The sequence below is a fragment of the Mycobacterium malmoense genome (genome assembly GCF_019645855.1).
Taxonomy (GTDB): Bacteria; Actinomycetota; Actinomycetes; order Mycobacteriales; family Mycobacteriaceae; genus Mycobacterium; species Mycobacterium malmoense.
Map to the genome: position 1 here is coordinate 5,227,285 of NZ_CP080999.1, position 26,107 is coordinate 5,253,391.

Annotated in this window: 28 protein-coding genes and 1 pseudogene; 17 read left to right on the forward strand and 12 right to left on the reverse strand. The window is 67.8% G+C overall.

Features of this window, described 5'->3' with window-relative positions:
* Positions 1-39 precede the first annotated feature (39 nt).
* Positions 40-1,686 (forward strand): PE family protein, encoded by a 1,647-nt coding sequence (locus K3U93_RS25410; RefSeq protein ID WP_083012561.1) that lies wholly within the window; start codon positions 40-42, stop codon positions 1,684-1,686.
* A 4-nt stretch (positions 1,687-1,690) separates the two neighbouring features.
* Here K3U93_RS25410 and K3U93_RS24225 read toward each other — a convergent pair whose 3' ends face one another.
* Genes K3U93_RS24225 through K3U93_RS24240 form a run of 4 tightly spaced genes read right to left on the reverse strand, consistent with a single transcriptional unit; the run spans position 1,691 to position 4,877 of the window.
* Positions 1,691-2,506, reverse strand: coding sequence for a Cof-type HAD-IIB family hydrolase (locus tag K3U93_RS24225; protein ID WP_083012564.1), 816 nt, complete (start codon positions 2,504-2,506; stop codon positions 1,691-1,693).
* A gap of 35 nt (positions 2,507-2,541) precedes the next feature.
* Positions 2,542-3,327 carry a lysophospholipid acyltransferase family protein gene (locus tag K3U93_RS24230; RefSeq protein ID WP_071511266.1) on the reverse strand — a complete coding sequence of 262 codons (786 nt, stop codon included), beginning with the start codon at positions 3,325-3,327 and terminating at the stop codon, positions 2,542-2,544.
* Positions 3,328-3,341: 14 nt separating this feature from the next.
* Positions 3,342-4,082 carry a lysophospholipid acyltransferase family protein gene (locus K3U93_RS24235; RefSeq protein ID WP_071511265.1) on the reverse strand — a complete coding sequence of 247 codons (741 nt, stop codon included), beginning with the start codon at positions 4,080-4,082 and terminating at the stop codon, positions 3,342-3,344.
* A gap of 27 nt (positions 4,083-4,109) precedes the next feature.
* A complete protein-coding gene (locus tag K3U93_RS24240) occupies positions 4,110-4,877 on the reverse strand; it encodes a lysophospholipid acyltransferase family protein (protein ID WP_139797201.1) in 768 nt (255 codons plus the stop codon).
* 144 nt (positions 4,878-5,021) lie between these two features.
* On the opposite strand from K3U93_RS24240, the gene K3U93_RS24245 reads away from it, so the two are divergent.
* A complete protein-coding gene (locus tag K3U93_RS24245) occupies positions 5,022-6,596 on the forward strand; it encodes an MBL fold metallo-hydrolase (RefSeq protein ID WP_083012569.1) in 1,575 nt (524 codons plus the stop codon).
* Entirely contained in the window at positions 6,593-6,925 is a 333-nt protein-coding gene (locus K3U93_RS24250) for a hypothetical protein (protein WP_083012571.1), read from the forward strand. Before K3U93_RS24245 ends, K3U93_RS24250 begins: the two co-directional genes overlap by 4 nt.
* A 94-nt stretch (positions 6,926-7,019) precedes the next feature.
* Here K3U93_RS24250 and K3U93_RS24255 read toward each other — a convergent pair whose 3' ends face one another.
* Together K3U93_RS24255 and K3U93_RS24260 are read right to left on the reverse strand one after the other, a co-directional pair.
* A complete protein-coding gene (locus tag K3U93_RS24255; RefSeq protein WP_083012573.1) occupies positions 7,020-8,582 on the reverse strand; it encodes a phytoene desaturase family protein in 1,563 nt (520 codons plus the stop codon).
* A 48-nt stretch (positions 8,583-8,630) separates the two neighbouring features.
* Positions 8,631-9,266: a TetR/AcrR family transcriptional regulator gene (locus K3U93_RS24260; protein ID WP_071511260.1), complete on the reverse strand. Its 636-nt coding sequence runs from the start codon at positions 9,264-9,266 to the stop codon at positions 8,631-8,633.
* A gap of 88 nt (positions 9,267-9,354) precedes the next feature.
* On the opposite strand from K3U93_RS24260, the gene K3U93_RS24265 reads away from it, so the two are divergent.
* Positions 9,355-9,852 carry a DUF2834 domain-containing protein gene (locus tag K3U93_RS24265; protein ID WP_083012576.1) on the forward strand — a complete coding sequence of 166 codons (498 nt, stop codon included), beginning with the start codon at positions 9,355-9,357 and terminating at the stop codon, positions 9,850-9,852.
* 139 nt (positions 9,853-9,991) lie between these two features.
* Here the strand turns inward: K3U93_RS24265 and K3U93_RS25415 are convergent, their stop codons facing one another.
* Positions 9,992-11,266 carry a PPE family protein gene (locus tag K3U93_RS25415; protein WP_083012579.1) on the reverse strand — a complete coding sequence of 425 codons (1,275 nt, stop codon included), beginning with the start codon at positions 11,264-11,266 and terminating at the stop codon, positions 9,992-9,994.
* A gap of 266 nt (positions 11,267-11,532) precedes the next feature.
* Positions 11,533-12,786: a serine--tRNA ligase gene (gene serS, locus K3U93_RS24275; protein ID WP_083012581.1), complete on the reverse strand. Its 1,254-nt coding sequence runs from the start codon at positions 12,784-12,786 to the stop codon at positions 11,533-11,535.
* Positions 12,787-12,907: 121 nt separating this feature from the next.
* Here serS and K3U93_RS24280 point away from each other — a divergent pair, with 121 nt between their 5' ends.
* The 3 genes and pseudogenes from K3U93_RS24280 to K3U93_RS24290 all read left to right on the forward strand — a co-directional run bounded on the left by K3U93_RS24280 (position 12,908) and on the right by K3U93_RS24290 (position 14,915).
* Positions 12,908-14,272, forward strand: a complete 1,365-nt coding sequence (locus K3U93_RS24280; protein WP_420915365.1) for a septum formation family protein — start codon at positions 12,908-12,910, stop codon at positions 14,270-14,272.
* Positions 14,273-14,276: 4 nt separating this feature from the next.
* Positions 14,277-14,712 (forward strand): annotated as a pseudogene (locus K3U93_RS24285) (metallopeptidase family protein).
* Positions 14,709-14,915 (forward strand): hypothetical protein, encoded by a 207-nt coding sequence (locus K3U93_RS24290; RefSeq protein WP_083013031.1) that lies wholly within the window; start codon positions 14,709-14,711, stop codon positions 14,913-14,915. The pseudogene K3U93_RS24285 and the gene K3U93_RS24290 overlap by 4 nt, the downstream one beginning before the upstream one ends.
* Here the strand turns inward: K3U93_RS24290 and K3U93_RS24295 are convergent.
* Together K3U93_RS24295 and pheA are read right to left on the reverse strand one after the other, a co-directional pair.
* Positions 14,892-15,578 carry a histidine phosphatase family protein gene (locus K3U93_RS24295; protein WP_083013032.1) on the reverse strand — a complete coding sequence of 229 codons (687 nt, stop codon included), beginning with the start codon at positions 15,576-15,578 and terminating at the stop codon, positions 14,892-14,894. The genes K3U93_RS24290 and K3U93_RS24295 overlap by 24 nt on opposite strands.
* Positions 15,575-16,528: a prephenate dehydratase gene (gene pheA / locus K3U93_RS24300; protein ID WP_083013033.1), complete on the reverse strand. Its 954-nt coding sequence runs from the start codon at positions 16,526-16,528 to the stop codon at positions 15,575-15,577. Before pheA ends, K3U93_RS24295 begins: the two co-directional genes overlap by 4 nt.
* Before the next feature lie 93 nt (positions 16,529-16,621).
* Between pheA and K3U93_RS24305 the strand changes: the two genes are divergently transcribed.
* Both K3U93_RS24305 and K3U93_RS24310 read left to right on the forward strand, forming a co-directional pair.
* Positions 16,622-17,425: a DUF2470 domain-containing protein gene (locus K3U93_RS24305; RefSeq protein ID WP_071509546.1), complete on the forward strand. Its 804-nt coding sequence runs from the start codon at positions 16,622-16,624 to the stop codon at positions 17,423-17,425.
* A 57-nt stretch (positions 17,426-17,482) separates the two neighbouring features.
* Positions 17,483-18,550 carry an LCP family protein gene (locus K3U93_RS24310; RefSeq protein ID WP_083013034.1) on the forward strand — a complete coding sequence of 356 codons (1,068 nt, stop codon included), beginning with the start codon at positions 17,483-17,485 and terminating at the stop codon, positions 18,548-18,550.
* Position 18,551: 1 nt separating this feature from the next.
* Here the strand turns inward: K3U93_RS24310 and K3U93_RS24315 are convergent, their stop codons facing one another.
* Positions 18,552-19,376: a glycerophosphodiester phosphodiesterase gene (locus K3U93_RS24315; RefSeq protein WP_071509547.1), complete on the reverse strand. Its 825-nt coding sequence runs from the start codon at positions 19,374-19,376 to the stop codon at positions 18,552-18,554.
* Between the two features lie 4 nt (positions 19,377-19,380).
* Entirely contained in the window at positions 19,381-20,394 is a 1,014-nt protein-coding gene (locus K3U93_RS24320) for a DUF4328 domain-containing protein (RefSeq protein ID WP_071509548.1), read from the reverse strand.
* Positions 20,395-20,987: 593 nt separating this feature from the next.
* On the opposite strand from K3U93_RS24320, the gene K3U93_RS24325 reads away from it, so the two are divergent.
* The 8 genes from K3U93_RS24325 (at position 20,988) to K3U93_RS25325 (ending at position 26,100) form a co-directional block, all read left to right on the forward strand.
* Entirely contained in the window at positions 20,988-21,143 is a 156-nt protein-coding gene (locus tag K3U93_RS24325) for a hypothetical protein (protein WP_176220085.1), read from the forward strand.
* Positions 21,144-21,293: 150 nt separating this feature from the next.
* A complete protein-coding gene (locus tag K3U93_RS24330) occupies positions 21,294-21,917 on the forward strand; it encodes a superoxide dismutase (RefSeq protein WP_071509549.1) in 624 nt (207 codons plus the stop codon).
* A 194-nt stretch (positions 21,918-22,111) separates the two neighbouring features.
* Positions 22,112-22,645, forward strand: a complete 534-nt coding sequence (locus tag K3U93_RS24335) for a peptidase (protein WP_071509550.1) — start codon at positions 22,112-22,114, stop codon at positions 22,643-22,645.
* Between the two features lie 525 nt (positions 22,646-23,170).
* Positions 23,171-23,569: a transcriptional regulator gene (locus tag K3U93_RS24340; RefSeq protein WP_071509558.1), complete on the forward strand. Its 399-nt coding sequence runs from the start codon at positions 23,171-23,173 to the stop codon at positions 23,567-23,569.
* 145 nt (positions 23,570-23,714) lie between these two features.
* A complete protein-coding gene (locus K3U93_RS24345) occupies positions 23,715-24,371 on the forward strand; it encodes a DUF6474 family protein (RefSeq protein WP_071509551.1) in 657 nt (218 codons plus the stop codon).
* A 4-nt stretch (positions 24,372-24,375) separates the two neighbouring features.
* The gene (locus K3U93_RS24350; RefSeq protein ID WP_071509552.1) at positions 24,376-25,053 is read left to right on the forward strand and encodes a YcnI family copper-binding membrane protein; all 678 of its coding nucleotides are present in this window, start codon (positions 24,376-24,378) and stop codon (positions 25,051-25,053) included.
* On the forward strand, positions 25,050-25,562 hold the full coding sequence (locus K3U93_RS24355; RefSeq protein WP_071509553.1) for a copper resistance CopC family protein: 513 nt from the start codon (positions 25,050-25,052) through the stop codon (positions 25,560-25,562). The genes K3U93_RS24350 and K3U93_RS24355 overlap by 4 nt, the downstream gene beginning before the upstream one ends.
* Before the next feature lie 94 nt (positions 25,563-25,656).
* The gene (locus K3U93_RS25325) at positions 25,657-26,100 is read left to right on the forward strand and encodes an Rv3852 family protein (protein WP_071509554.1); all 444 of its coding nucleotides are present in this window, start codon (positions 25,657-25,659) and stop codon (positions 26,098-26,100) included.
* Positions 26,101-26,107 lie beyond the last annotated feature (7 nt).

Sequence of the window (26,107 nt, forward strand, 5' to 3'; positions counted from 1 at the left end):
ATCACGGGTTTGTGCGGCTCGAGGCGAGGGGAGACGGCCGTGTCATTCGTGGTCACAGCGCCGGAGTCGGTCACGGCCGCGGCGGCGAACCTAGCGGGAATCGGGTCGGCACTCGGGGAGGCGACTGCAGCGGCCGCGGGCCCCACGACCGGCGTCGTCGCCGCGGCCGCCGACGAGGTGTCCATCGCGATCTCCCGGCTGTTCGGCACATACGGCCAGGAATTCCACGCCGTCACCGCCCAGGCGGCGGCATTTCACGACGAGTTCGTGAGCCTGTTGAACGGTGGAGCGGCGGCGTATCTCGGCACCGAAATCGCCAACGCCGAGCAGGGCCTGCTGAACGCGGTGAACGCGCCGGCCCGCGCGGTGTTGGGTCAGCTCTCGAGCGGAGTCGCCGCCGCGACCGTGCCGATCGGGGCTGCCTCGCTGCTCTCCAACCGGATCGACGCGGGTGTGCAAGCCGTTTACGCGGCCATCGCGGGCGCGCCCGCCGCCGCCGTCCCAGCCGGCGCATACCAGCAACTCTTCGCCAACACGGCCGCCAACCTGCAGGCCCTCTACGGTGCCTGGGCCGCCGACCCGTTGCCGTTCCTGAGCCAGCTCATCGCCAACCAGCAGGGTTACTGGCAGCAGATCGCCACGGCGCTCGCGAGTGCCATCCAAAACTTCCCTGCCAATCTGGCGAACCTGCCGGCGGCCATCCAGGCCGGCATCCAGGAGCTTCTGGCCTTCAACGCGGCGTATTACGTGCAACAGTTCATCGTCACGCAGATCGGTTTCGCCCAAGAGTTTTTCACGTACCTGCACGCCGCGACAACCGGAATCGTGGCCGGGCTGCCGGCGTTTGGCGCGCAGCTACAGGTGGCCTGGCAAGCCGTCCTGGCGGGTAATTACTACGATGCGGTCCAGGACGTGGCGCAGGGCGTCGCCAATCTCTTGGTCACCGGGGTCGATTCCGGCAACCCGTTGATCGGCGTGGTGTTTCCCCCAATCCCTCCCAACGTGACTGCCACGGTGAATCCCACGCTGCTGGGCCCGCTGGGGAATCTGTTCGCCCTCGGAAACATCCCCGGACAGGAGGCGCAGTACCTCACCAACCTGATGCCACCGTCCATCCTTCGACAGATGTCGCAAAACCTCACCAACGTGCTCAATGTGCTGACGATCCCCAGCATTTCGGCGACCACCACGCTGCCGCTATCGCAACCCACGGCCGGATCGGCCAGCGCCTTCTTCGGCTTGCCGTTGGTGCTCACCTACGCCGCGGTGGGTGCTCCGTTCGCGGGTCTGGAGGGCCTTGCCACCTCCGCGACGGCGGTTCAGCAGGCCCTGTTGGCCGGCAACCCCGTGGGCGCCCTCGGCGCGCTCGTGGACGCGCCGGCCGTCATGACGAACGGCTTCCTCAACGGCGAGACCATCGTGGATATGACGATCCCGGTGCCAGTGAGTTACCAACTGCCGATCGGTCCTCCCGTCAGCTTCACCGCGCAGATCGTGGTGCACTTGCCCTTCGACGGCCTTCTCGTTCCGCCCCACCACATTACGGGGACGATATCCCTCAGCAGCCCCTTCAGTACTGCCCCCTACCCGGTGACCATCTTCGGCACGCCGTTCATGGGACTCGTTCCGGCGCTTGTCAATTACGCGCCCCAGCAACTCGCGGCAGCGATCGCACCCGCGGGATAGCGCGCTAAAGCCACCAGCGTTCCAGCACCCGCCCCACCCCGTCATCGGTGTTGGGCGCCGTGATTTCGTCGGCGGCGGCCAGCACCTCCGGATGCGCATTACCCATCGCCACGCCGCGACCGGCCCACAGCAACATCGGGATGTCGTTGGGCATGTCGCCGAATGCCACCACCTCGCCGCTGGCGATCCCCAGCGGTTTGGCGATCTCTTCCACTCCGCTGGCCTTGCTGATCCCCAGCGGGACGATCTCCACCAGCCCATTGTTGGTGGAGTAGGTGATATCGCCCTCGATGCCGACATGCTTAGCCAATTCGGCGGCCATATCCGCGCTGCGGGCGCCGGTCTTGCGGATCAGCAACTTGATCGCCGGCGCGCTGAGCAGGTCGTCGATCGACACCTCGGTGTTGTCCGGGTTGAGCCAGGCGTGCTCGTAGCCCGGCGAGCTGATGAACTGCGGAGTCGCCGTGTCATGGGCGCGCTCGCCGATCCGCTCGACGGCCAGCCCCGCGCCCGGGATGACCCGGGTGGCGAGCTCGGCCAACTCGGCCAGGGTGTCGACGGCCAGGGTGCGTGCCGAGAGCACCCGGTCGTTCGCCGGGTCATAGACGACGGCGCCGTTGGCGCACACCGCAATCGGCGCGAACCCGAGCGCCTCGACGACAGGGCGTATCCAGCGCGGCGGTCGACCGGTTGCCACCACGAATTGCGCACCGGCGGCCACGGCGGCGCGTGCCGCGTCGCGGGTGCGCGGGCTGATGGTTTCGTTTTCGTCGAACAACGTGCCGTCGACATCGCAAGCGATCAGCGCCGGCCTATTCACTTCGGGTCCTTGAGACGATCCGCCCCGTGCAATCGTCAATGCAATCCGGATTGAGTCTGGCCCGGCCGCGTCACCCCGTCGCTCCCGTACTTCTCCAGCCGCTCCTGCAATTCGGCCAAACGGATTGCCCGGGAATCCTCCTGGGTCGGCGCGTCGCCGCCCAGCCGCCGCGGCACCCAGAACTCGCCCTTGGGATGCGGATACTCCTCCTGCACCCGGTACAGCAACTCATTCATCGCTTGCCGCAGCACGGCGTTGAGTTCCTCGGCGGTGCCCTGCGGCGGGAGCGGCTGGCCGGCGGCCACGGTGACCGGAACTTTGTTGCGGAACACCTTCTTTGGACGATCCTTCGGCCAAATCCGATGGGCGCCCCAGACGATCAGCGGAATTATCGGCACCTGCGCCTCCAACGCCATCCGCGCCGCCCCGGTCTTGAATTCCCTGAGTTCGTAACTGCGGCTGATCGTGGCCTCGGGATGCATCCCAATGAGTTCGCCGGCGCGCAGGCGCTGCACGGCCAGCTCGAACGCGTCGTGTCCCGACCTGCGGTCCACCGGAATCAGCCTGGCGTGCTTGATCACATAGTTGACCGCCTTCACGTCGGCCATCTCGGCCTTGATCATGAAGTACATGCGCCGGCCGCGCTCTCGCACGGCGAACAGCGGCGGAAGCCAATCGAGGTAGCTGGTGTGGTTTTGGGCAAGGATGGCCCCGCCCCGCGCGGGAATGTTCTCCAGGCCGCGAAACGTGAACCTGGTTCCCTGCATCGCGACGACCGGCGGAACGATCCACTCCCCCAACCGGTAAAACGGCTCTGCCATGGTTTCTCCCTCGCCTACCGCGACTTACCGGCCCGCGCCGCGGCCTCGTCGGCCTCTATTTGCGCCGCTTCGGCCAAGGTAGGTGCGCCGCCGCCAAGCCGGCGCGGCACCCAGTAGGCGCCGGCCGGGTGCGGATATCGCTGCTGCGCCCGGTGCAGCAGCGCGGTCATCGATTCGCGCAGCGCCGCATTGGTCAGCGCGACGTCTTCGCCGGGCCGCAAGGACGCACCCACCTGCACGGTGACCGGCACCTTGTGGCGGCCCACGTGTCGTGGATGGTCCTTGGTCCAGATCCGCTGCGCACCCCAGACGATCAGCGGGACGATCGGGACATTCGCCTCGCTAGCCATCCGCGCCGCCCCCGACTTGAACTCCTTGAGCTCGAAGCTGCGGCTGATGGTGGCCTCCGGATAGACCCCGACCAGCTCGCCCTCGCGCAGCCGCTGCACGGCCACCGCATACGCGTCCGCCCCGGCGCCGCGGTCCACTGGAATGGTGCGGGTGTGCTTGATCAGGAAATTGACCACCTTCACCTGTTGCATCTCGGCCTTGATCATGAATCTAAGCCGACGACCCCGGCGATGCACGGCTAACGCGGCCGGTAGAAAGTCGACATAGCTGGTGTGGTTGATCGCGATCACGGCGCCGCCCCGGCCGGGGATGTTCTCCTCGCCGCTGTAGGTGATCCGGGTGCCGGTGGACAGGACGACGAGCTGCGCCAGGATCTCGAGCGTCCGGAATGTTGGCTCCACCATGTCGTTACTACTCCGGACCACTCCCGACTATTCCGGCGCCCCGCTGGCCCGGGCGCGCCGGGCCGCCCGGGCGGCCGCCTCCTCGGCGTCCATGCGGGCCGCCTCGGCTAACGAGAGAGCTCCGCCGCCCAGCCGACGCGGCACCCAGAACTCACCGGCCGGATGAGGCCCATACAGTTCCTGGGCCCGTTCCAGCAAATGCTGCATCCGCGAGTGCAGCAGCCCCTTCAATTCCTCTATGGCCAGCGTCGGTTCGATCGGTTCGCCGACGAGCACGACGATCGGCACCTTCGGTCGCAACAGCTTCCTGGGATGACCCTTGGTCCAAATCCGCTGCGCGCCCCAGACGATCAGCGGGACGATCGGCACCCCGGCGTCGACCGCCATTCGGGCAGCCCCCGACTTGAACTCCTTGATCTCGAAGCTGCGGCTGATCGTGGCCTCGGGGTAGACGCCGACTAATTCACCGTCCTTCAGGTTCCTAACGGCGGCTTCATAGGACGCGGCCCCGTCTTGCCGATCCACGGAAATGTGCCGCAGGCTGCGCATGATCGGCCCGGTGATCTTGTGGTCGAACACCTCCTGCTTGGCCATGAACCGGACCTTGCGCCCTAGGCCCTGCTTGTAGGCGGGCAAACCCGCGAAGGTGAAGTCGAGGTAGCCGGTGTGGTTGATGGCGATGACCGCACCGCCGCTTTTCGGCAGGTTCTCGACACCCGTGACAGTGATCTTCAGCCCCTGTATGCGCCAGATCAGGCGGGCGAGCTGAATGACAGTCCCGTATACCGGTTCCACAGCCATTCAGCCTAGTGCTCCCACCCGTGAAGTGCCGAACCCTCGGGGTGGCTGCGGCAGGCCGAGGATGCCGCCTCGCGCTAAGCTCGGGGGCTGACAAGCCGTTCACCGTCAACGGGCCCTAACGTCCCCCGAAAGGTATTTGTGCAGGTCACGAGCGTAGGCCACGCCGGATTTCTGATCCAGACCCACGCGGGCAACATCCTGTGTGACCCCTGGGTCAATCCCGCCTACTTCGGGTCCTGGTTTCCGTTCCCGGACAACAGCGCGCTGGACTGGGACGAGTTGGGCGACTGCGACTACCTGTATGTCTCGCATCTGCACAAGGACCACTTCGACGCGAAGAACCTGGCCGAGCACGTCAACAAGGACGCCGTCGTGCTGCTCCCCGACTTCCCGGTGCCCGACCTGCGAAACGAGTTGCAAAAGCTAGGGTTTCACCGGTTCTTCGAGACCACCGACTCGGTCAAACACCGGATCAGCGGCCCCAAGGGTGACCTCGACGTGATGGTCATCGCCCTGCGGGCGCCCGCCGACGGCCCGATCGGCGACTCGGCGCTGGTGGTTTCCGATGGCACCACAACGGTTTTCGACATGAACGACGCCCGCCCGGTCGATCTGGACGTGCTGGCAACCGAATTCGGTCACATCGACGTGCATCTGCTGCAGTACTCCGGAGCGATCTGGTATCCGATGGTCTACGACATGCCGGCCCGGGCCAAGCAGTCGTTCGGCGTCCAGAAGCGGCAGCGGCAGATGGACCGCGCCCGTCAATACATCGCCCAGGTGGGGGCGACCTGGGTGGTGCCGTCGGCCGGGCCGCCGTGCTTTTTGGACCCCGAGTTGCGTCACCTCAACGACGACCGCGGCGACCCGGCGAACATCTTTCCCGACCAAATGGTGTTCCTGGACCAACTGCGCACGCATGGCCACGACGGCGGCCTGCTGATGATCCCCGGGTCGAGCGCGGACTTCACCGGCGCGACCCTGAACTCGCTCAGCCATCCGCTGCCCGTCGAGCTGGGGGCACCTCCCGCTTGCGGGGGAGTCGAGGCGATCTTCACCACCGGGAAATCCGCCTACATCGCCGACTACGCCGAGCGGATGGCGCCCGTCTTGGCCGCGGAGCGGGCGAGCTGGGCGCCCGCCACCGGGGAGCCGCTGCTGGAACAACTGCGCGCATTGTTCGAGCCGATCATGTCGCAAAGCAACGAAATCTGCGACGGCATCGGCTATCCCGTCGAACTGGTCATCGGTCCCGAGACGGTGATCCTGGACTTTCCGAAACGAGCGGTGCGCGAACATATTCCCGACGAGAAGGTCCGCTACGGGTTCGCGATCGCGCCGGAGCTGGTCCGCACCGTGCTGCGCGATCACGAACCCGACTGGGTCAACACCATCTTCCTGTCCACCCGTTTTAGGGCGTGGCGCGTCGGCGGCTACAACGAATACCTGTACACGTTCTTCAAGTGCCTAACCGACGAGCGGATCGCCTACGCCGACGGGTGGTTCGCCGAGACCCACGACGACTCCGCGTCGATCACGCTGGACGGCTGGGAGATTCAGCGCCGCTGCCCCCACCTCAAGGCCGATCTATCGAAATTCGGTGTGATAGAGGGCAATACGTTGACCTGCAACCTGCATGGGTGGCAGTGGCGCTTGGACGACGGCCGCTGCCTGACCTCGCGGGGCCACCAGCTGCGGAGCTCGAAGAAATGAACGGCACTTACGACGACGGCCTGGTCCAGCTGGACCACGCGGCGATCACGCTGCGCCGCTACCACTTTCCTTCCGGTACCTCGAAGGTGATCGCGCTGGGCACGATCCGCGGGTACAAGGCCGAGACGCTGGGGCTGTTCGTGCATCGGTTCCGCATCTGGGGCAGCTCGGATTTGCGCCGCTGGCTGCCCCTGGACATGCAACGGCCCTTCAAGTCGACATTGATCACCCTGGACGTTCCGGGAACCTGGCCCAGCCCCGCGTTCACGCCGGCGCGCCCGGACGAGTTCACCGCCCTGCTGGACGACCTGCTGAGTGGGCGCAGCTAGCCCTGGCTAGCCCTGCCCCTTCCCCTCGCCGAGCGTGAACTCAGGGTTGAAAAATCGCGAAAAACTCGCCCTGAGTTCACGTTCGGCGGTATGACTAGCGGCCCATATCGGTCAGTGCCGCGCGGCCGGCGTTGTAGCCGGGAATGAAGGTGATCCCCGGCCCGCCATGGCAGCCCGCGCTGCCCAGGTACAGCCCGTCGATCGGGATCGGTTGACCCAGAAAGCCTTTCGGCCCGGGCCTGTTCGGCCCGATCTGATTCGCGTTCAACAGCCCGTGGCAGTAGTCGCCACCGGGCGCCCCGAACATCACCCCCATGTGCTTGGGCGTGAAGGTGGTGTGCCGGATGATGCTGCGTTCGAAATTCGGTGCGAGCCGGGTGATCTTGTCGATCACCCGCTGCCCCATCTCGACCTTGGCCTTGCCGTAGTCGGCGCCGCCCTCGATGGGGAACCACAGCGCGAACGCCGAAGCCGCGTGCTTGCCCTCGGGGGCCAGATCCGGGTCGTTCTGCGACGGGATCTGCAACACCACCGTCGGGTCGGCCGGAACGATCCCGCGCCGGCAGTCCTCCCACTGCCGCTGGACTTCCTCCGGCGTGCAGAACAGGCCGATCGACGCCTGCATGGCCGGGTCGTTGAGCGCCTCGTAGGGCGCGGCAAAGCTGGGGGCCTCGTCCAGCGCGAAGTGCATCTGCAGGTAGCTGCCGCGGTGGTCGATGCCGGCATACCGCTCCCGGATGTCGGCGGGCAGCGCGGCCGGGTCGATCAGCTCGTTGAGCGTGACGTCGGGCGCGATCCCGGAGACGACGATCGGCGCGGTCAGCGTGTCCCCCGCCTCGGTGCGCACGCCGCCCACCCGGCCGTCGGCGACCAGGATCTCGGTGACCTTGGTCCGCAGCCGCACCTCGCCGCCGTGGCTTTCCAGCAGCTCGCACAGATGCGCCGTGAGCGCCCCGATGCCGCCGCGCAGCTTCTTCATCTGCATAGTGTCCCCGTCGGGAACACCCAGCCCGAAGGCGAGCGCGGCCGCGCTGCCGGGCGTGGCCGGCCCGCGATAGAGCGTGTTGACCGCCAGCACGGTCATCGAGCCGCGCAACGCGCCGTGCTTTTCGCGGTCCGGAAGGTAGCGATCCAGCACGTCGGTGACCGAACCGAACAGCATATCGTCGATGGCCGAGCGTTCGAATTCGTTTGTGGCGCAGGCATACATCTCGTCGAAGGTCTTGGGCGGCGTCCCGGCTTCGAACCGGCCCAGCGCCCGGGTCGGCGCCTGGCTCCAGGCCATCAGCCCCGCCATCCCGTTGACGGCGTCCGCCCCGTGCACCTCGTTGAGGTGGGTGAACAACTTGATGGGGTCGCTGTACTGGACCAGCGGATCGTCACCCACGCCCCGCAGCGCCACCGACATCACGTCGAGGTCCAGCGTCGGCAGGGTGTCCAGGCCCAGCTCCTTGACCACCACGGGCGCCGTCGGGAACTGCACCGACCCGGCGATCTCGAAGTGGTACCCGTCGAAAAGCTCCACCGTGGAAGCCATCCCACCGGCGTAGAGCTTGGAATCCAGGCACACCGTGCGCAGGCCCGCCTTCTGCAGCAGCACCGCCGCGGCCAGTCCGTTGTGGCCCGCACCAAGAACTATCGCGTCATAACCAGTCATGTCCCTGCCTCCGGAAAGGAGGCTCGCACGGCGGCAAAGTTTTGTCAATTATGACGAAACTGCGGTGACCCAGGTGCCGGAGATGCCCTCCCGCAACGCCTCGAGCGCGACGTGCGACAACCGCGCCAGCTCGCCGAGTGATCGATCGTCGCCAACCATCCACGCCTCCATCGCGCCGAACACCGCGGCCGCGATGCAGCGCGCCGTCACCGCGGCGCGCACCTGTTGGTCGGCCGTTCGCCGCGCAGTTCCGTTGGCGCCGTGGCCACGTCGCTGCAGCTGCGCTGCGATCGCGTCGGCGAAGTCGGCCTGGACCTCCTGGATGTGGCGGACGATGCGGCCCGGGTCGAGCTCGTCTTCGCGCAGCGCGGCGATTTTGGTCACGGCGTCAACGTCATACGGGAACGAGAAGATGGCCGATTGCACCGAATCGATGATCGGTTCGTCCGCCGGCCTGGCGTCCAGGGCGGCGCGAAACCAATGCAGCCCGGTGTAATCCGCGAACAGCAGGTCGTGCTTGGAGCTGAAGTGGCGGTAGAACGTCCGCAGCGAAACCCCGGCATCGGCGGCAATCTGTTCGGCCGAGGTGTCTTCCACCCCCTGCGCCAGGAATCGCACCACGGCGGCCTGGCGCAACGCTTCGCGAGTGCGCTCGCTGCGCGCCGTCTGAGCGGGCCTGACCATTGCAGCAAGATATCAAGACTTTGGAAGTGTCATTCCGTTTGTTGTGTCAATATTGACAAAACTTCGCGGCGGGGGTGAGACTGCGCGAATGGTCTCGCTTCTCACCCACGCGGTACTCGGACTGGCGGTCATCATCTGGATCGTCAGGTCAAACTCGACGGTCTTCGCCCGGCCGGCCGGCGGCCCACTCTTCTCGCCGATGGAAATCGTCTACTACGTCGTCGGCATCTCCTCGGTCGCCTTGGGCTGGTACTTCAACATCACCTACGTGCAGGAGTACTCGCACGGGTCCACCAACCCGCTGTGGGGCGAACACGGGAGCTGGGCCGAATACATCCGACTGATGTTCACCAACCCGGCCGCCAGTTCGGCCAGCCAGGACTACACGATCGCGAATGTGGTTCTGCTGCCGATCTTTACGATCGTGGACGGCTACCGCCGCGGCCTAAGGCACCCGTGGCTGTACTTTGTGTCGAGCCTGTTCACTAGCTTCGCGTTCGCGTTCGCCTTCTACTTCGCGACGATGGAACGCCAGCGCCGCCACGAGCAGGCGGCCGACGCGGCGGCACCCAAGGTTGCCGCCTAGGTGGACCGAACGCTTCAGCGCCCGGCTATTGTCGGCGTTGGCGCTGCCGGCCGGTCGGCGCCGGGGGAGGACGGAACGACCCGCGCCGCTGTGGCCGAATAGCCTTGTGTCCCAACAAGTTCCACCGAGACCCTTGCCCTCATCCGGCCGCTGTCGCTAGGTCGGCACCGGGTAGGGCACCAGCCCATTTCATGAGCAATTCGGCGTTGAGCTGAGGTTGAATTCCCGCGGTCCCCGCCAGGCCCGGTGAGCTGGTAGCGCCCAGCGCAGACACCAACCCGCCAGGCGAGACAGCGGGTACGACAGGTACGACAGGGGCGACAGGGGCGACGTAGCTGACGCCGGTGCCGCCGGCGAGGACGTCGACGGCAGACGAGCCGACGACGGCGGTGGCGCTACCGGCGCCGGTGTTGGCGATGCCAGCCGAACTAAAAGGCGAGCCGGCGATGGTGGCCGAGCCGTTGACGAGGTAAGCGGTGACGCTGCTATACCCCGCCGCCGGGGTGAGAGTGATGGGATTGACGGCATTGGCAATGATGGTATGACCGGCGGCGACCGGAATGCCGCCCTCGATGGCTGGAGTGTCAAGGGTGACGGCGCTGTTGGTGTTCACGATGATGGAGACACCGCTCGCGAAATAGACACTCCCATTGCTGACGGTAGTGGTGGTGATCGACCCGCCGTTAACGAATGCAACAGAATTGGGCCCGACGGTGATGGTGCTCCCGGCGGGAACGGTGGCCGTCGTGCCCCCTGGGATGGCTGGGTCACCGGGGGCCAGCGCGCCGGCCTGCTGGGTGGTGAGCTGGGCCAGGGTTTGGGTGTGGGCGCTGGTGGCGTTGCCGGCGCTTTGGGCCACCGAGCGGGCCTGCTCAGCCTGTCCGGCCTGGTTGGTCGACGGCGACGGCTCCTGAAACGAGGTCAGGGTGCTCGCCGCCGCCGAATCGGCGGCGTAGACATACATCGCGGTGGCGTCCTGGACCCAGAACGCCACGTATTCGGCCTCGGTGGCCGCGATCGCCGGGGTGTTCTGCCCGAAAAAGTTGGTCGCGACCAGCACCGCTAACTGCGCCCGGTTGGCCGCGATCACCGGCGGGGGCACCGTCGCGGCAAACGCCGCCTCATACGCTGCCGCCGCCGCAAACGCCTGGGCGGCCGTCTGCCCGGCCGCCACGGCCGTGGTTTGCAGCCACCCCACATAGGGGGCGGCCGCAGCCGCCATCGCCGCCGACGACGGGCCAAACCACGCCAGCCCGGTCAGCCCGGAGACCTCCGAGGAATAGCCGGCCGCGGCCGACTCCAGCTCGGCGGCCACCGCATCCCAGGCCGCCGCGGCCGCCAGCAGCGGCCCCGGCCCGGGGCCGGCGTACATCAGCCCTGAGTTGACTTCTGGTGGATACAGCGCAAAGTCCATATCGTCCAGCCCCTTCCGGCAACCACGACGATTATTAGACAGGAATACAGTAGGCGTCCCGCCGAATCCTGTCACCTAAAATCCTCGTGTCAACCCACCGAATTCACGCCTCACCACCCTGGCGTCGCTGGGCCGATCGGCAATTGGACGGGATGGTGCGCCTGTAGTGCCGCCAAGGGCCCGTCGAGTGCGGGGGAAATGCGCACGATACGACTTTTCGTACATATCCCCCACGCTCGACGACCCGAAGCGAACGACTCACGCCTCTAGGGCTCGAGCAATTCGGTGCCGACGAAGGGCACCAGCGCGGCGGGCACCCGCACGCTGCCGTCGGGCCGCTGATGGTTCTCCAGGATCGAGACGAGCCAGCGGGTGGTGGCCAGCGTTCCGTTAAGTGTCGCGGCGATCTGCGGCTTGCCCGCTGCGTCGCGATACCGGGTGGCCAGCCGCCGCGCCTGAAACGTCGTGCAGTTCGACGTCGAGGTCAGCTCGCGATAGGTCTGCTGCGTCGGCACCCAGGCCTCGCAGTCGAACTTGCGGGCGGCCGACGAGCCGAGATCGCCTGCGGCCACGTCGATTACCCGATACGGCACCTCGATGCGGGCCAGCATCTCGCGCTGCCAACCCAGCAGCCGTTGGTGTTCGGCCTCCGCCTCGTTGGGCGTGCAGTAGACGAACCCCTCGACCTTGTCGAACTGATGCACCCGGATGATGCCGCGGGTGTCCTTGCCGTAGCTGCCGGCCTCGCGGCGAAAACACGACGACCAGCCCGCATACCGCAGCGGGCCGCCGGACAGGTCCAGGATCTCGTCGGCGTGGTAGCCGGCCAGCGGCACCTCCGAGGTGCCCACCAGGTACAGGTCGTCGGCCTCGACCCGGTAGACCTCGTCGGCGTGGGCGCCCAGGAATCCGGTGCCGGCCATCACCTCCGGTCGCACCAGCACCGGCGGGATCATCGGGATGAAGCCGTTCTCGATGGCCAGCCGCAACGCCAGCTGTAGCAGGCCCAGCTGCAGCAGCGCGCCCCGGCCGGTCAGGAAATAAAACCGCGAGCCGGACACCTTGGCGCCGCGCTGCATGTCGATGAGCCCGAGCGACTCACCGAGTTCCACATGGTCCCTTGGGTTTTCGATCGCCACCGGCTCGCCGACCACGTCGAGGACCCGATAGTCGTCCTCCCCGCCGGCGGGCACCCCGTCGATGACGACGTTCGAGATCGCCAGGTGCGCCGCCGTGAACGCCGCCTCGGCTTCGGCCTGGGCGGTTTCGGCGGCTTTCACCTGCTCGGCGAGCTCCTTGGCGCGCGCCAGCTTGACCGGTCGCTCCTCGGCCGACGCGGCACCCACGCTCTTGCTGACGGCCTTCTGGTCGGCGCGCAGCGTGTCGGCGGACGAGATCGCGGCCCGGCGTGCGGCATCGGCCGCCAACAGGGCGTCCACCAGCGCCGGGTCCTCGCCCCGGCTGATTTGGGAACGGCGCACGGCATCGGGGTCTTCCCGGAGCAGCTTCAGGTCGATCACGGCCCTGACACTACTTTTGCGATCCCGGCCGAATGGCACAGCACCCCGCCGGGACAACCCCAGGACGCTACATCCGCCACATTGGTCACGCGGCTTACCCGGCCCTGTCAGAATGGAACGGATGTCGCAAGCGCCCGAGAAGGAAGTTTCGGAAGCCGGCGCCCCCGCCGGCGCCCCGGACGACCCGGCGGAACAGCCGCCGGGAGGCTTCCCGTGGCCGCGCGGCTTGCAGGCGACGGCGACCAGGCGAGCGCTGCTGCTCACCGCGCTTGGCGCCCTGTTGATCGCCGGGCTGGTCACCGCGATTCCGGTCGGTGGCACCGGCCCGGGGCGGCTGGCCGGCTATATCGACAGCAATCCGATACCCAGCACCGGAACCAAGAGCGACGCCGCGTTCAACCGCGCCACCAGCGGTGACTGCCTGATGTGGCCGAACACCACCCCGGAGTCCGCCAGCATCGTCAACTGCGCGGACGACCACAAGTTCGAAGTCGCCGAATCCGTCGACATGCGGACCTTCCCCGGCTCCGAGTACGGGCCCAACGCCGCTCCGCCGTCGCCGGCTCGCATCCAGCAGATCACGCAGGAGCAGTGCGAGCCCGCCGTCCGCAACTATCTGGGACCCAAGTTCGACCCCAACAGCAAGTTCACCGTCAGCATGCTGTGGGCCGGCGACCGAGCGTGGCGCCAGGCAGGCGACCGCCGCATGCTGTGTGGCCTGCAACTGCCGGGCGCCAACAACGAGCAGCAGGCCTTCAAGGGCAAGGTCGCCGACGTCGACCAGTCCAAGGTCTGGCCGGCCGGCGCCTGCCTGGGCATCGACCCGACAACCAACCAGCCGACCGACGTGCCGGTCGACTGCGCGGCCCCCCATGCGATGGAGGTCACCGGCACGGTCAACCTGGCCGAGAAGTTTCCCGGAGCCCTGCCCGCCGAGCCCGACCAGGACGGATTCATCAAGGATTCGTGCACCAAGATGACGGACGCCTACCTTGCGCCGATCAAGCTGCGCACCACCACCCTGACGCTGATTTACCCCACCGTGTCGCTGCCCAGCTGGTCGGCGGGCAGCCGCGAGGTCGCGTGCAGCATCGGCGCGACGCTGGGCAATGGGGGCTGGGCCACGCTGGTGAACAGCGCCAAGGGCCAGTTGCTGATCAACGGTCAGCCGCCGGTGCCGCCGCCCGACATTCCCGAGGAGCGGCTCACGCTGCCGCCGATACCCCTCCAGGCTCCGGCAAACCAGCCCAGCGCTCCGCCGGACGCCATACCGCCCAACAATCAGCACCTTCCGCAGCAACAGCCGGTCGTGATGCCGCCCCGAGCGCAGGCCCCCGCCACTCACGCACCGCAGGAGGCCCCGCCCCCGGCACCCGAGCCGGTGGCGCCTCCGCCGGCCAACCCGGCACCGGAACCACCGCCGCCCCCGCCGGTCAACCCGGAACCACCGCCGCCCCCGCCGGCCGAGCCCGCACCGGGAGGCTAGCCGGGTGTCCGTGCGAATGGACCCGCAGCGGTTCGACGAGCTGGTCTCCGACGCACTCGACCTGATCCCGCCCCAACTCGCGGCCGCCATGGACAACGTCGTCGTCCTGGTCGAAGACCGCCATCCGCAGGACGCCGAGCTGCTCGGGCTGTATGAAGGCGTGGCGCTCACCGAGCGGGACTCCGACTACGCGGGGTCGCTGCCGGACACCATCACGATCTACCGCGAGGCGCTGCTGGACGCCTGTGACTCCGACGACGACGTGGTCGAGGAGGTGGCGATCACGGTGATCCACGAGATCGCCCACCACTTCGGCATCGACGACGACCGCCTGGAAGAGCTGGGCTGGGCCTAGAAACCCGGGCCTAAAGAACCCCGGCCGTCCCCATGGGCGCGGCATCCCGAATTTGTCGAGGCCGGGTGCTATGAACGGCGTATGAGCGCTGAGTGCCGCGACTGCCGGGCGGGCCTAGATCACTGCCACGGCACCATCATTCGCCACGCGCTGCACCGGTCGGAATGCACCGAGGCCGACTGCGTCAGCCCCGAGCTGGCGCCGCACGCGTTCGTCGTCGACTGCGACGCCGTCGGCTGCGGATGCGCCGAGTCGGTCGAGCGGTCAGCCCATCGGGTCAGTGCCTGACGTCACCGCGTCGGCGACCGCGCTCGAATCAGCTTTGGGATAGAAGGGCGGGGTCAACGTTCCCCACCGCACACAGCTCCACCGGCCGTCGGTGATCGGGGCCAACACCACCGACTCGGCGTTGTCCAGGTGGCTGTCCAGCGCGAAGTTCGCGTCCACTCCGGCCAGGACCGCGGAGGCCAACCGGATCGCCGCGCCGTGGCTGACGACGACGATGTCGCCGTTCCAGTCGGCATCGTCGAGGTAGCGCATGCGCAGGTCGGTGAGCGCCGGCACGTAGCGGTCCAGCACGTCGTTGCCGGTCTCTCCGCCGGGCAGCGGCACGTCCAGCTCGCCGTGCTGCCATCGCTCGTAGATCGCATTGAATTCCGCGACCGCCTCGTCGTCGTTGCGGTTTTCCAGCGCACCGACCTGCACCTCGTGAACGCCGGCAACCACGAGGGTGGCCATTTCGAGTTCGGCGCCGATCACCGCGGCCGTCTGCGACGCCCGCGTGGCCACCGAGTGCGCGAGCATCGCCGGCCGTCCCGAGCCGCGGGCAAACGCCCGGGCCTGGTCGCGTCCCAACGCCGTCAGCTCCGCCCCGGGTGGGCGGGTGTCCAGCCTGCGCTCGACGTTGCCGTACGACTGGCCGTGCCGCAGCAACACCAACCGACCGCTCATGGCTCAAGCCCCGCCCCGGAGGTCTGCCCGGGTTTGCCTTCCCGCAGGCGCGCAAGCCAGCGCGCCGCCTCGTCCACCGGCGGCGGCACCACCCCCGCGGCCGAGCCCATCGGCCAGGAACCCAGGTATCTCACATCGGCACAACGACGGTGCAAGGCCTTGAGTGCCTCGGCGACGGCGCCGTCGTCGAGGTGGCCGACGCAGTCGGCGAAGAACAGGTAGGTGCCGAGCTCGGTTCGGGTCGGCCGGGATTCGATCCGGGTCAGGTCGATGCCGCGGATACCGAATTCGGCCAGCGCGGCCAACAGCGCGCCGGGCACGTTGTCGATGCGCAGAACCACGGACGTTCGATCGGCTCCAGTGCGCGCCGGCGGCGGGCCCGGCAGACCGATGAGGACGAAGCGGGTGCGGGCGTTGGGTTCGTCGACGACGCCCTCGGCCAGGGCGGCCAGTCTCCAATGGGCGGCGGCCAGCGGCGAGGTCACCGCGGCGTCGGCCTGCCCGTCGGCGACCTGCCGCGCCGCGTCGGCATTGGAATACGCCGGCCGCAGTTCGGCGCCGGGCAGATGGGCGGCAAGCCATTGCCGCACCTGGGCCACCGCAACCGGGAAGGCCGCCAGCGTACGCACGTCGGCCGCGCCGCGGCCGGGTTTGACGACGATACTGAAGGCCACGTCCAGCGTCGTCTCGGCGAAGACCTGCAGGGGCGAACCGATGGCCAGGCTGTCCAGGGTGGGGATCACCGAACCGTCGATCGAGTTCTCGATCGGCACGCACGCGTAATCGGCGTCGCCGTGACGGACAGCGTTCAGCGCCGCGGGGGTGCTCTCGATCGGCATCCGCCGCACGGCGTCGGGCGCTTGCTCGGGAATCAGACCGGCGGCCGTAATTTGCAGCAGCGCCGCCTCGGTAAAGGTCCCTTCCGGACCGAGGTAAGCGATGCGAACCACGCCCCAACCCTAACGGCGCGCACCGTCAAACACGTCTTGCGCCATCAGTCGGTGTAAGTTAACTTAGGCTTACCTAAGGTCCAGAGGAGAACGATGTTACCGCTGAGCAACCCCACGCCGACGACTGCCGAACGCATTCGCAGCGCCTGTGCCCGGGCCGGCGGCGCGCTCCTTGCCTTAGAGACTGGGGAGGCACACCAGGACCCGGTCTGCACGCCCGTGCATCACCTGCTGCACGACGGATCCTTTGCCGTTGCGCTTCCGGTCGACCACCGCGACGACGCGGGCTGCCCGATCTCCGGATCGCAAGCGCTGCTGGAACTGACCGACTACGCACCGCTCCCGCTGCGGGAACCGGTCCGTTCGCTGGTGTGGGTGCGCGGCCGCCTGGAGCGGGTGCCTTCGGACGCGGTCACCACCATGCTCGACCAAATCGCCGCCGAGTATCCGAACCCGGCATTGCTCCAGATCGAGACCCCGCAATCGGCGCCGTCCGACGGCGACGAGCCCCGGTACGCACTGCTGCGCCTCGAGATCGCGTCCGTAGTTGTCACCGACGCCACCGGCGCCGAGCCCGTCAGCATCGCGGACCTGCTCGCGGCCCGGCCCGACCCGTTCTGCGAGATCGAGGCGAGCCTGCTGTGGCACCTGGAAACCGCCCACAACGATGTGGTCGCGCGGCTGGTGTCGAAGCTGCCCGCGCCGTTGCGCCGCGGGCAGGTGCGCCCGCTCGGCCTCGACCGGTACGGCGTGCGGTTTCGCGTCGAGGCCAATGACGGCGACCATGATGTCCGGCTGCCCTTCCACAAGCCGGTGGACGATATGACCGGGCTGAGCCAGGCCATCCGGGTGCTGATGGGTTGCCCGTTCATCAACGGGCTGCGCGCGCGTCGGTAACCCACTGGTTGCGGCTGGGCCGCGCTGACGGCGGGTGCCGGCACGTAAGTTGGCTGGGTGAACGGTGACCGGTTAGCGGAATGGCCGTCGCCGCCAGTGCGTGCGGTAGGTCCGCCCCCGCCGCGCCCCATCGGACCCAGGACGCGCCGCAAGCGCGGCAAGCGCCGCTGGGCACGGGTGGTGGCGGTCGGTCTGCTGATCGGCGCGCTGCTCGCCGGCGCCGGCATTGTCGGTGGGGCGGTTTGGTTCGACACGGCGCTGCGCCGCGAGCAGGCACTGACCGACTATCCCGATCGGCCCGGGCCCGGCCGCGGCACCAACTGGCTGCTGGTCGGCTCGGACAGCCGCCAGGGCCTCACCGCCGAGCAGCAGCAGGACCTGGCCACCGGCGGCGACCTCGGCAGCAGCCGCACCGACACCATCCTGCTGGTACACGTGCCGGCGTTGCGGTCCGGCGCCGCGACGACGATGGTGTCGATACCGCGTGACTCGTACGTGCCGATCCCGGGCTATGGCAGGGACAAGATCAATGCCGCCTTCGCGATGGGCGGGGCGCCGCTGCTGACCCGGACGCTGGAGCAGGCCACCGGGCTGCGCCTCGACCACTACGCCGAGATCGGATTCGGCGGGTTCGCCGGCCTCGTCGACGCGTTGGGCGGGGTCACCGTGTGCCCAACGACGCCGATCGAGGACCCGTTGGCCGGCGTCGACCTGCCGGCCGGCTGCCAGCGGCTGGATGGCCGCGACGCGCTCGGATACGTGAGGACGCGTGACACACCGCGCGCGGACCTGGACAGGATGGTCAACCAACGGCAATTCCTGTCGGCACTGCTGCACCGCGCCGCCAGCCCGGCGGTGTGGCTCGATCCCGTCCGTTGGCACTCGGTGCCGCGCGCGGCCGCCGGCGCGCTGACGGTCGACCGGGGTGACCATGCGTGGGACCTGGCGCGGCTCGGCTGGGCGCTACACGGATCCACCACTGCGATGACCGTCCCAATCGGTGAGTTCAGCAACGGCGACGCCGGGGCGACCGTGGTGTGGAACCACGACGCCGCGGCCGAGTTGTTCGACGCGCTGGCCTCCGACTCGCCCGTGCCCGCCGCCACGCTCGATGGACAACAATGAACTAGCTGCTGCCCTGGCCGGCGCGTCCCCTCTCCAGCCAGGCCTTCGTGCGACCCGGGTGGTGGGTGGCAAGCCAGGCCACCCCGACGTCCCGGCAGAAGTCGATGTCTTCGTACTCGTCGACGTTCCAGCAGTACACCGCCCTGCCCTGGGCGACGGCGCGGTCCACGAGCTGCGGGTATTCCTTCAACGTCGGCAACGAAGGCCCGACGGCGGTGGCGCCGACGGCGGTGGCCGCGCTGCTGGTCAGGTAGCGGGCCGTCTTGCCGAGCAGCACCGTCGGCAACAGCGGCGCGGCCCGCCGGATCCGCCAAACCGCGGCCGCCGAAAACGACATCACCACTGCGCGGGACCGGTCGGCGGAGGCGGGCGCGGCGATGCCGAACCGGTGCAGCAGCGCGAGCAGCTTGCTTTCCACCAGTGAGCCGTAGCGGACGGGGTGCTTGGTCTCGACGAAGATCTTGACCGGCCGGCGCCAGTCCAGGACGAGCGAAACGAGGGAGTCCAGCGTGAGCAGGCTGGTATCACCGTGCGCGCCGTCCGCACGCCAGCTCCCGTGCCACGCCCCGTACTCGAGCTCGCGCAGCTCAGCGAGGGTCATGGTGCTGACCAACCCGGCTCCCGTCGAGGTCCGGTCCAGCCGGCGGTCGTGCACGCAAACCAGATGGCCGTCGCGGGTCAGCCGCACATCGCATTCGACGCCGTCGGCGCCCTCCTTGAGCGCGAGGTCGTAGGCGGCCAGCGTGTGTTCGGGCCGAGCGGCCGAAGCGCCACGATGGGCAACGACAAAGGGGTGCCCGGCGAGCACCTCGTCGGCCCACGTCATACCCCTATGCTGCCGGTTCCTGCCCCTCTAGCTCAACCGGGCCGGCGGATGCCGGTGCCGCGGCACGAGCGTGATCGTCATCGACCACGACCCATCGATGCGCGGGCCGTTCGACCGGTTTGCGCTCGAACCCCTCGAAAACCCGGGCGGCGGCGGCCACCGTGGCCGCCGCGACCAGGTAGGCAAACACCATCAGGACGGTGTTGTTCGCGATGCCTTGGCCGTCGGTGGCGAAGCTGGTGGCGATGGCGAAAATCGACACGATGTAGCTGAGAATCCAGGCGAGCCACCACTTTACGATCGGCCGCTTCAGCCGCGCGTAGTGCTCTTCGAGAAGCGCCAGCTCGATGACATACACCGGGGCCCAGAGCAGGTTGGCCAGCGGCAGCACGCAGCCGACCCACAACTCCCGGACGGAGCGCTGCTCCGGCAGGCCATGATGCGAGAACACGGCGGCCCGCCGCGCGATCAGCCACCGGATCAGCATCACGCCGGAGGCGATCACCGCCCCGATCGCGGCCACGCTGGCCAACACCCCGAGCCAGTCGGCGGCGATGGCCACGATCGAATTCAGCAGCGTGTTCCGGTTGATCACCAACAGCACATAGCGCACGACGTACACCAGGGCGGTCATGCTGAGGACCAGCACGCTCAGGAACAGGGTGGTGCGCACGGACAGCACCGACGGCCCTGTCCGCGTGGGCCTTTCGGCTGCTGCGGGGACCTGGTCGACGCGGTCCGCCAAACCCCAGCGCGGCATCACGGCGTAGCGCGGTGTGGGCCCGAGGGACCGTCGCCGGTGTCGCTGCGGCGGCGCGGCGCCGGGGCGCACCGCTATCCACCGGAAGCCCGGCGGCAGCCGCGGCGGGGTGCGCTGCCAGCCGGGGGCCGCGGGCGGGCGAGCCGGCGGCGCGTCCGCCAAGGGCGCCATCAGCGCCCCGCGACAGCGGGGACACCACTCGCGTCGCCGCTCGCGCACGTTCCACCGAGTGCCGCACTGGGAGCACACCTGGATCACCGGACCAGCCTAGCTCCGGCGACGATGCGGGCCGCCGAAGCGGCCCGAGGAGGAGCCGGGCAATCCAGCGCGGCTCCCGGCGACGATGCGGGCCGCTTTGGCGGCTTCGACGCCCGCTGGCAACACCGGCAGTTGCCGCTGGCTATCCACAATTTCCACAGGTTTATCCACAAGAACCGCCGGGCATTCATGGCATCAACACGGTCTTCACCGGCTCCCCCGGGCCACAAGTGTGGATAACCGCCCGGTGGAACAAGCGTGCCATAAACAGCCCTCACCGGTACCTGAGCGAAATGCATTGCCTTGCTAAGTGTCTCCGCCCGCACGTTCGTCGCGACCCGTTCGCTGAGGCGCCGAGACTGTAATGACGGCGACGCCAAGTCGAAAAAGCTGCCCTGGACGCAGACTCGACACCACGAGTGCAGCCTCGGTGCCGGCGGCGGGTAACAACCCGGTGATGCGCCCGCCGCTCGCAACGCCGCTGGGCGGCGCGTTTTCAAAGCCGGCCGCAAGGGGTTATGATCGCGGTCACGAAAATTCGGTTGTGACTCACCTCACTGCGGCGAGGTGAGTGTGCAGGTGAAAGGCGTTTAATGGCCACGCATTCGTTCGGCCCGGGTTCGTCGGCCCCGTCCAACTCCTATTCGGGCTCACCTGCGTGGAACCACAGCTATAGCGTCGCCGCGTTGCGCGCCGGCCTGATCGCGCTGGCGCTGCTGGCGATTCTTGTCGTCATCGTTTTGTCTTGAATCGACACCAACTGGGTATCTCCCCCTAGCGGTCGTCCTTGCGGCGCGCGCGGTCATGGAGCAGGGTTGATTGCGGCTGGCCGCCGCGCGGCAGCTTCGCGCGAATGAGCGTCCGATGATCACCAACGATGCACCGAAGAAAGGAATGCCGTGGCTGAATACACCCTGCCCGACCTGGACTGGGACTACGGAGCGCTGGAACCGCACATCTCGGGTCAGATCAACGAGATCCACCACAGCAAGCACCACGCCGCCTACGTCAAGGGCGTGAACGACGCCGTCGCCAAGCTTGAAGAGGCGCGGGCCAAGGACGACCACTCGGCGATCTTTCTGAACGAAAAGAACCTGGCCTTCCACCTGGGCGGGCACGTCAACCACTCGATCTGGTGGAAGAACCTGTCACCGAATGGCGGCGACAAGCCCACCGGCGACCTCGCGTCCGCGATCGACGACGCGTTCGGATCGTTCGACAAATTCCGCGCCCAGTTCAGCGCGGCCGCCAACGGCTTGCAGGGATCGGGCTGGGCGGTGCTCGGCTATGACTCGCTCGGCGACAAGCTGCTGACGTTCCAGCTCTACGACCAGCAGGCCAACGTCCCGCTCGGCATCATTCCGCTGCTGCAGGTCGACATGTGGGAACACGCTTTCTACCTGCAGTACAAGAACGTCAAGGCGGACTACGTCAAGGCGTTCTGGAATGTCGTCAACTGGCCGGACGTGGAGTCGCGGTATGCGGCCGCAACCTCTAAAACCAAGGGCCTGGTTTTCGGCTGACATCGTCTCGGAGGGCAGGGGGCGTCGCGCGGATCGCGCGGCGCCCTGTCGTTCGCCGGGCCTTGAATCCGGCCGCCGAAAACCACCTGTGCCAGTGGCCGTGTCGAGTTGCAAGGCGCCTAAACCGCAGGCATCCTTAATTATTCGAGCTACCAGTGTGGTTATTCGGACGGAGGCGTCACGCGGAGGTCGAGATGGAAACCGGGTCAGACCGTCCTATAGGGGTTTCTCCCTTCCATTCTCGTGGCGCCCTGAAAGGGTTTGTCATCTCCGGGCGTTGGCCCGATTCGACGAAAGAGTGGGCTCAACTGCTGATGGTCGCGGTCAGGGTCGCATCGCTACCCGGATTGCTTTCCACCACAACGGTGTTCGGCGCCCGCGAGGAGTTGCCCGACGAACCCGAGCCGGGCACCGTCGGCCTAGTGCTGGCCGAGGGCACGGTTTTCGGTGAATCAGCAATCCCGCCAGGGTATTTCGCTGATCACCAGCCGCCCGCGCTGCTGATGCTGCACCCGCCTTCGGAGACCATGCCTTCTTTGCCGGAATGCACCGGGGCGGCGTCTGGATGCGTACTGCTGCCGGGATTGCCCTATCTGGGATTAGAGCACCGGGCGGCGTGGGTGGAAGCGGAAGCCGACGGGACCATCACGTCCATGGTGAGCCGCGTGGGCGTCGACCCGATCAGCCATCCCGACACGGCGATTCTGGCGATGCTGCTTGCCGCATAACGACATTCGAACACCGGCGCGTCCGGCGACGATCCCGGCCGGTCGGAAACCCTCGCCGGCGACCGGTGTGGCCCATTACCAGCGGCCACCCGAGCAGCCCGTTGTTCCCGACGTTCGGCTTGCGGAAGGTATCTTCGCGGGCCGGCAGGTGCACCCAAGGCCCGCTTCATGCGCGTATTACCGACCTAGCAGCAAAGGACACTCTGGAGGAGGCCGAGTTGCTTGCTCGTTGTGGTGTAGCTGCCTAGCACGCTCGGTGCGATCGCCTTGCAAAAGGTAAGGTCGACAGCCCGCGACGCTGGACTTAGTGATAAATTCTGCGGGTAACCTGTGAGTTTTGCCAATTTAGTGGACACCCCAGCGAACTTAGTTAGACACTCGTCGAGTGTGGATTTTGCGATCGTCAGCAACGCCGGTGCCGAGCGGGATCGGGTTTGCACCTGGTTGTGGAACCAAACTCTCGCTACCATGATTAGCAAATACAGCTAACCAGTTCACTTCTACAGCCCGGTGGAGGTCATATCGATGAGCACGACGTTCGCTGCCCGCCTGAACCGCTTGTTCGATACGGTGTATCCACCCGGACGCGGGCCGCACACCTCAGCGGAGGTGATCGCGGCGCTCAAGGCGGAGGGCATCACAATGTCGGCTCCCTACCTGTCGCAGCTGCGTTCGGGCAACCGCACCAACCCGTCGTCAGCGACCATGGCCGCCCTGGCAAATTTCTTCCGCATCAAGCCGGCTTTCTTCACCGACGACGAGTACTACGAAAAGCTCAACAAGGAATTGTCGTGGCTGGTCACGACGCGTGATGACGGTGTGCGCCGCATCGGGCAGCGCATCGCCGGGTTGTCCGCCCAAGCGCAACAGGACGTCCTGGACCGGATCAACGAGCTGCGCCGCGCCGAGCACTTAGACGGCTAGCGGACGCATCGGCCCCCTGCTGGCCGTACGCCCCGACCTGAGCGGCTGCCGCCGCCCGATTCCGATTAGGGTTGGCTCACGGATCGCGCACACGCGAAAGCGATAGTCCACGAGAGCCAGCGAGATTACCGGGAGGCGGCCGGGAATGGGCCTGTTCCGCAAGCGAAAGAGTCGCGCGACGCGACGCGCCGAAGCCCGTGCGATCAAGGCCCGCGCCAAACTGGAGGCCAGGCTGACCGCCAAGAACGAGGCTCGCCGGATCAAGGGCGAGCGCCGCGGCGCCGAAAAGGCACTCAAGGCGCAGGTCAAGTCCCAGCGGGACAGCGACCGGACGGCGTTAAAAGTCGCCGAGACCGAGCTCAAGGCGGCGAGGGAGGGCAAGGTGCTGTCACCGACCCGGATCCGCCGGGTGCTGACCGTGTCTCGCCTGCTCGCCCCGGTCCTGACGCCGCTGGTATACCGGGCGGCCATGGCCGCCCGCGCGGTGATCGACCAGCGTCGCGCGGATCGGCTGGGGGTTCCGCTGCCGCAGATCGGCCAGTTCTCCGGCCACGGCGCCCAGCTGTCGGCCCGGATTGCCGGGTCGGAAAGGTCATTGCGGGTGGTGCAGGACAAGAAACCCAAGGACGCCGAGACCACGCAGTTCGCCTCCGCCATCGCCGAGCGGCTCACCGACCTGTCGGCGGCCGTCACGGCCGCGGAGAATATGCCGGCCGCGCGGCGCCGGGCGGCCCACGCCGCGATCTCGTCGCAGCTCGACGGCATCGAGGCGGACCTGATGGCCCGGCTCGGGCTGAACTGATCCGATGTCGATCCGCGGGTGGATTTCGCGCGTCCCGATCCCGGTCACCGCGGCGGTCGCGCTTTGCCTGGGGTCGACGGCGGGCGCCCCGGTGGCATGGGCGCACGTTCATGCCGGCAGCGACAACGCCGTGCGCGGTGCCATGGCGATCGTCACCTTCCAGGTGCCCAACGAATCCAACACGGGCGCGGCGACCACCGCCCTGACCGTCACCCTTCCCGACGTGGCGGCCGCCAGCACCGAAAGCATGCCTGGATGGACGGCCAGGCTCGACCGCGACGCGGCTTCCGGCAGCTACCGCTCGGTCACCTGGACGGCCGCGCCCAACGGGGGCATCGGGGCGGATCAATTCGCGCTGTTCCGGATCTCGGTGCAGCTGCCCGACACCGACACGGTGAGCTTCCCGGCCACGCAAACCTATGCCGACGGGGTGGTCGTGACGTGGGACCAGCCACCGCTGCCGGGCGGCGGCGAGCCGGAACATCCGGCACCCATGCTGACACTCGCCGCGGGGTCGGCGGGACCGCATCATCCTCATCCGCCGTCCGGCACGCCCGCCGACCACGCCGCCACGCCGCCACGGTCGGAATCGCCGGACAACACCGCCCGCCTGCTAGGCGGCGCGGCCCTGGCGGTGGCCGCCATTGGCCTTTGCCTCGTGCTGATCCGCCGACGAGCATGAGACGCCTGGCGATTATCGCGTGGCCGGCCCTGTTGCTGGCCGCCATGGTGTTGACCGCAACCCTGAACGCACAATCGGCGTTCGCGCACGCCGCGCGCGTATCGACCGAACCCGCGGACAATGCGGTTCTCACCGCCGGTCCCGACCGGGTGAGCGCGACCTTCAACGAGCGATTGCAGACCACGTTCGCGGCCATGACGGTCGTCGGACCCGACGGCAACGTGTGGTCCACCGGGGAGCCGACGGTCCAGGGCGCGGTCGTCGGCATCGGCCTGCGGCCGCTCGGACCGGCCGGCATCTACACGGTCAACTACCGGGTGACGTCGGCGGACGGCCACGTGGTGTCGGGGTCCTGGTCGTTTCGGCTGACGGTGCCCGGCGCCGGCACACCCGGACCCGCCACCGTCGGCACCGACGCCGGCGGCGAGCCGCCGGTCTGGCCGTTTGTGGTGGTAACGGTGGCGCTGGTGGCCGCCGGCGGCTTGTGGGCGGTGCGGCACAGGCCGTGACCGGCCCCGGTCGCCGAGCCGCCGCCACCCGTCCTGGCATGATGGAATCCAAGTAACTACGGCGCGCGAGAGCAAGCTGCAAAGGAGCGGCCGCATGGCAGACCCGCAGGAACAACCCAACAGCGAACCCGACGGCGCATCGGCCCAGCCGGAAAACCGGCCCGAAAACCCGCCGGAAAAGAAGCCCCCCGCCAAGGCGGTCAAGAAGACCGCAAAAGCACCCGCCAAAAAAGCAGCCGCGAAAAAGGCGCCGGCCAAGAAAGCGCCCGCCAAGAAAGCGCCCGCCAAGAAGGTGCCGGCCGAAAAGCCGGCCGGGCAGCCCCTCGGCGTGCAGCAGCGGATCGAAACCAACGGCGAACTCGCTGCTGCGGCCAAAGATGCCGCGGCACAAGCCAAGTCGACCGTCGACGGAGCCAACAACCCGGTCTCCCCCGGTGTTGTGGCGTCGGCGTCGGGCCAATCGCCGGTGCCGTTGATCGTTGCCCTGACCCTCAGCCTGTTGGCCATCCTGTTGATCCGGCAGCTGCGGCGCCGCTGAACTCCCA

Coding starts and splice junctions, on each gene's coding strand:
- K3U93_RS24255 (WP_083012573.1), bottom strand. CDS start 8,582: ATGACTGGTTATGACGCGATAGTTCTTGGTGCGGGCCACAACGGACTG.
- K3U93_RS24355 (WP_071509553.1), top strand. CDS start 25,050: ATGAGACGCCTGGCGATTATCGCGTGGCCGGCCCTGTTGCTGGCCGCC.
- K3U93_RS24325 (WP_176220085.1), top strand. CDS start 20,988: ATGGCCACGCATTCGTTCGGCCCGGGTTCGTCGGCCCCGTCCAACTCC.
- K3U93_RS25325 (WP_071509554.1), top strand. CDS start 25,657: ATGGCAGACCCGCAGGAACAACCCAACAGCGAACCCGACGGCGCATCG.
- K3U93_RS24305 (WP_071509546.1), top strand. CDS start 16,622: ATGTTACCGCTGAGCAACCCCACGCCGACGACTGCCGAACGCATTCGC.
- K3U93_RS24230 (WP_071511266.1), bottom strand. CDS start 3,327: ATGGCAGAGCCGTTTTACCGGTTGGGGGAGTGGATCGTTCCGCCGGTC.
- K3U93_RS24280 (WP_420915365.1), top strand. CDS start 12,908: ATGTCGCAAGCGCCCGAGAAGGAAGTTTCGGAAGCCGGCGCCCCCGCC.
- K3U93_RS24235 (WP_071511265.1), bottom strand. CDS start 4,082: ATGGTGGAGCCAACATTCCGGACGCTCGAGATCCTGGCGCAGCTCGTC.
- K3U93_RS24250 (WP_083012571.1), top strand. CDS start 6,593: ATGAACGGCACTTACGACGACGGCCTGGTCCAGCTGGACCACGCGGCG.
- K3U93_RS24265 (WP_083012576.1), top strand. CDS start 9,355: ATGGTCTCGCTTCTCACCCACGCGGTACTCGGACTGGCGGTCATCATC.
- K3U93_RS24315 (WP_071509547.1), bottom strand. CDS start 19,376: ATGACGTGGGCCGACGAGGTGCTCGCCGGGCACCCCTTTGTCGTTGCC.
- K3U93_RS24290 (WP_083013031.1), top strand. CDS start 14,709: ATGAGCGCTGAGTGCCGCGACTGCCGGGCGGGCCTAGATCACTGCCAC.
- K3U93_RS24295 (WP_083013032.1), bottom strand. CDS start 15,578: ATGAGCGGTCGGTTGGTGTTGCTGCGGCACGGCCAGTCGTACGGCAAC.
- K3U93_RS24350 (WP_071509552.1), top strand. CDS start 24,376: ATGTCGATCCGCGGGTGGATTTCGCGCGTCCCGATCCCGGTCACCGCG.
- K3U93_RS25415 (WP_083012579.1), bottom strand. CDS start 11,266: ATGGACTTTGCGCTGTATCCACCAGAAGTCAACTCAGGGCTGATGTAC.
- K3U93_RS24335 (WP_071509550.1), top strand. CDS start 22,112: ATGGAAACCGGGTCAGACCGTCCTATAGGGGTTTCTCCCTTCCATTCT.
- K3U93_RS24345 (WP_071509551.1), top strand. CDS start 23,715: ATGGGCCTGTTCCGCAAGCGAAAGAGTCGCGCGACGCGACGCGCCGAA.
- K3U93_RS24340 (WP_071509558.1), top strand. CDS start 23,171: ATGAGCACGACGTTCGCTGCCCGCCTGAACCGCTTGTTCGATACGGTG.
- K3U93_RS24260 (WP_071511260.1), bottom strand. CDS start 9,266: ATGGTCAGGCCCGCTCAGACGGCGCGCAGCGAGCGCACTCGCGAAGCG.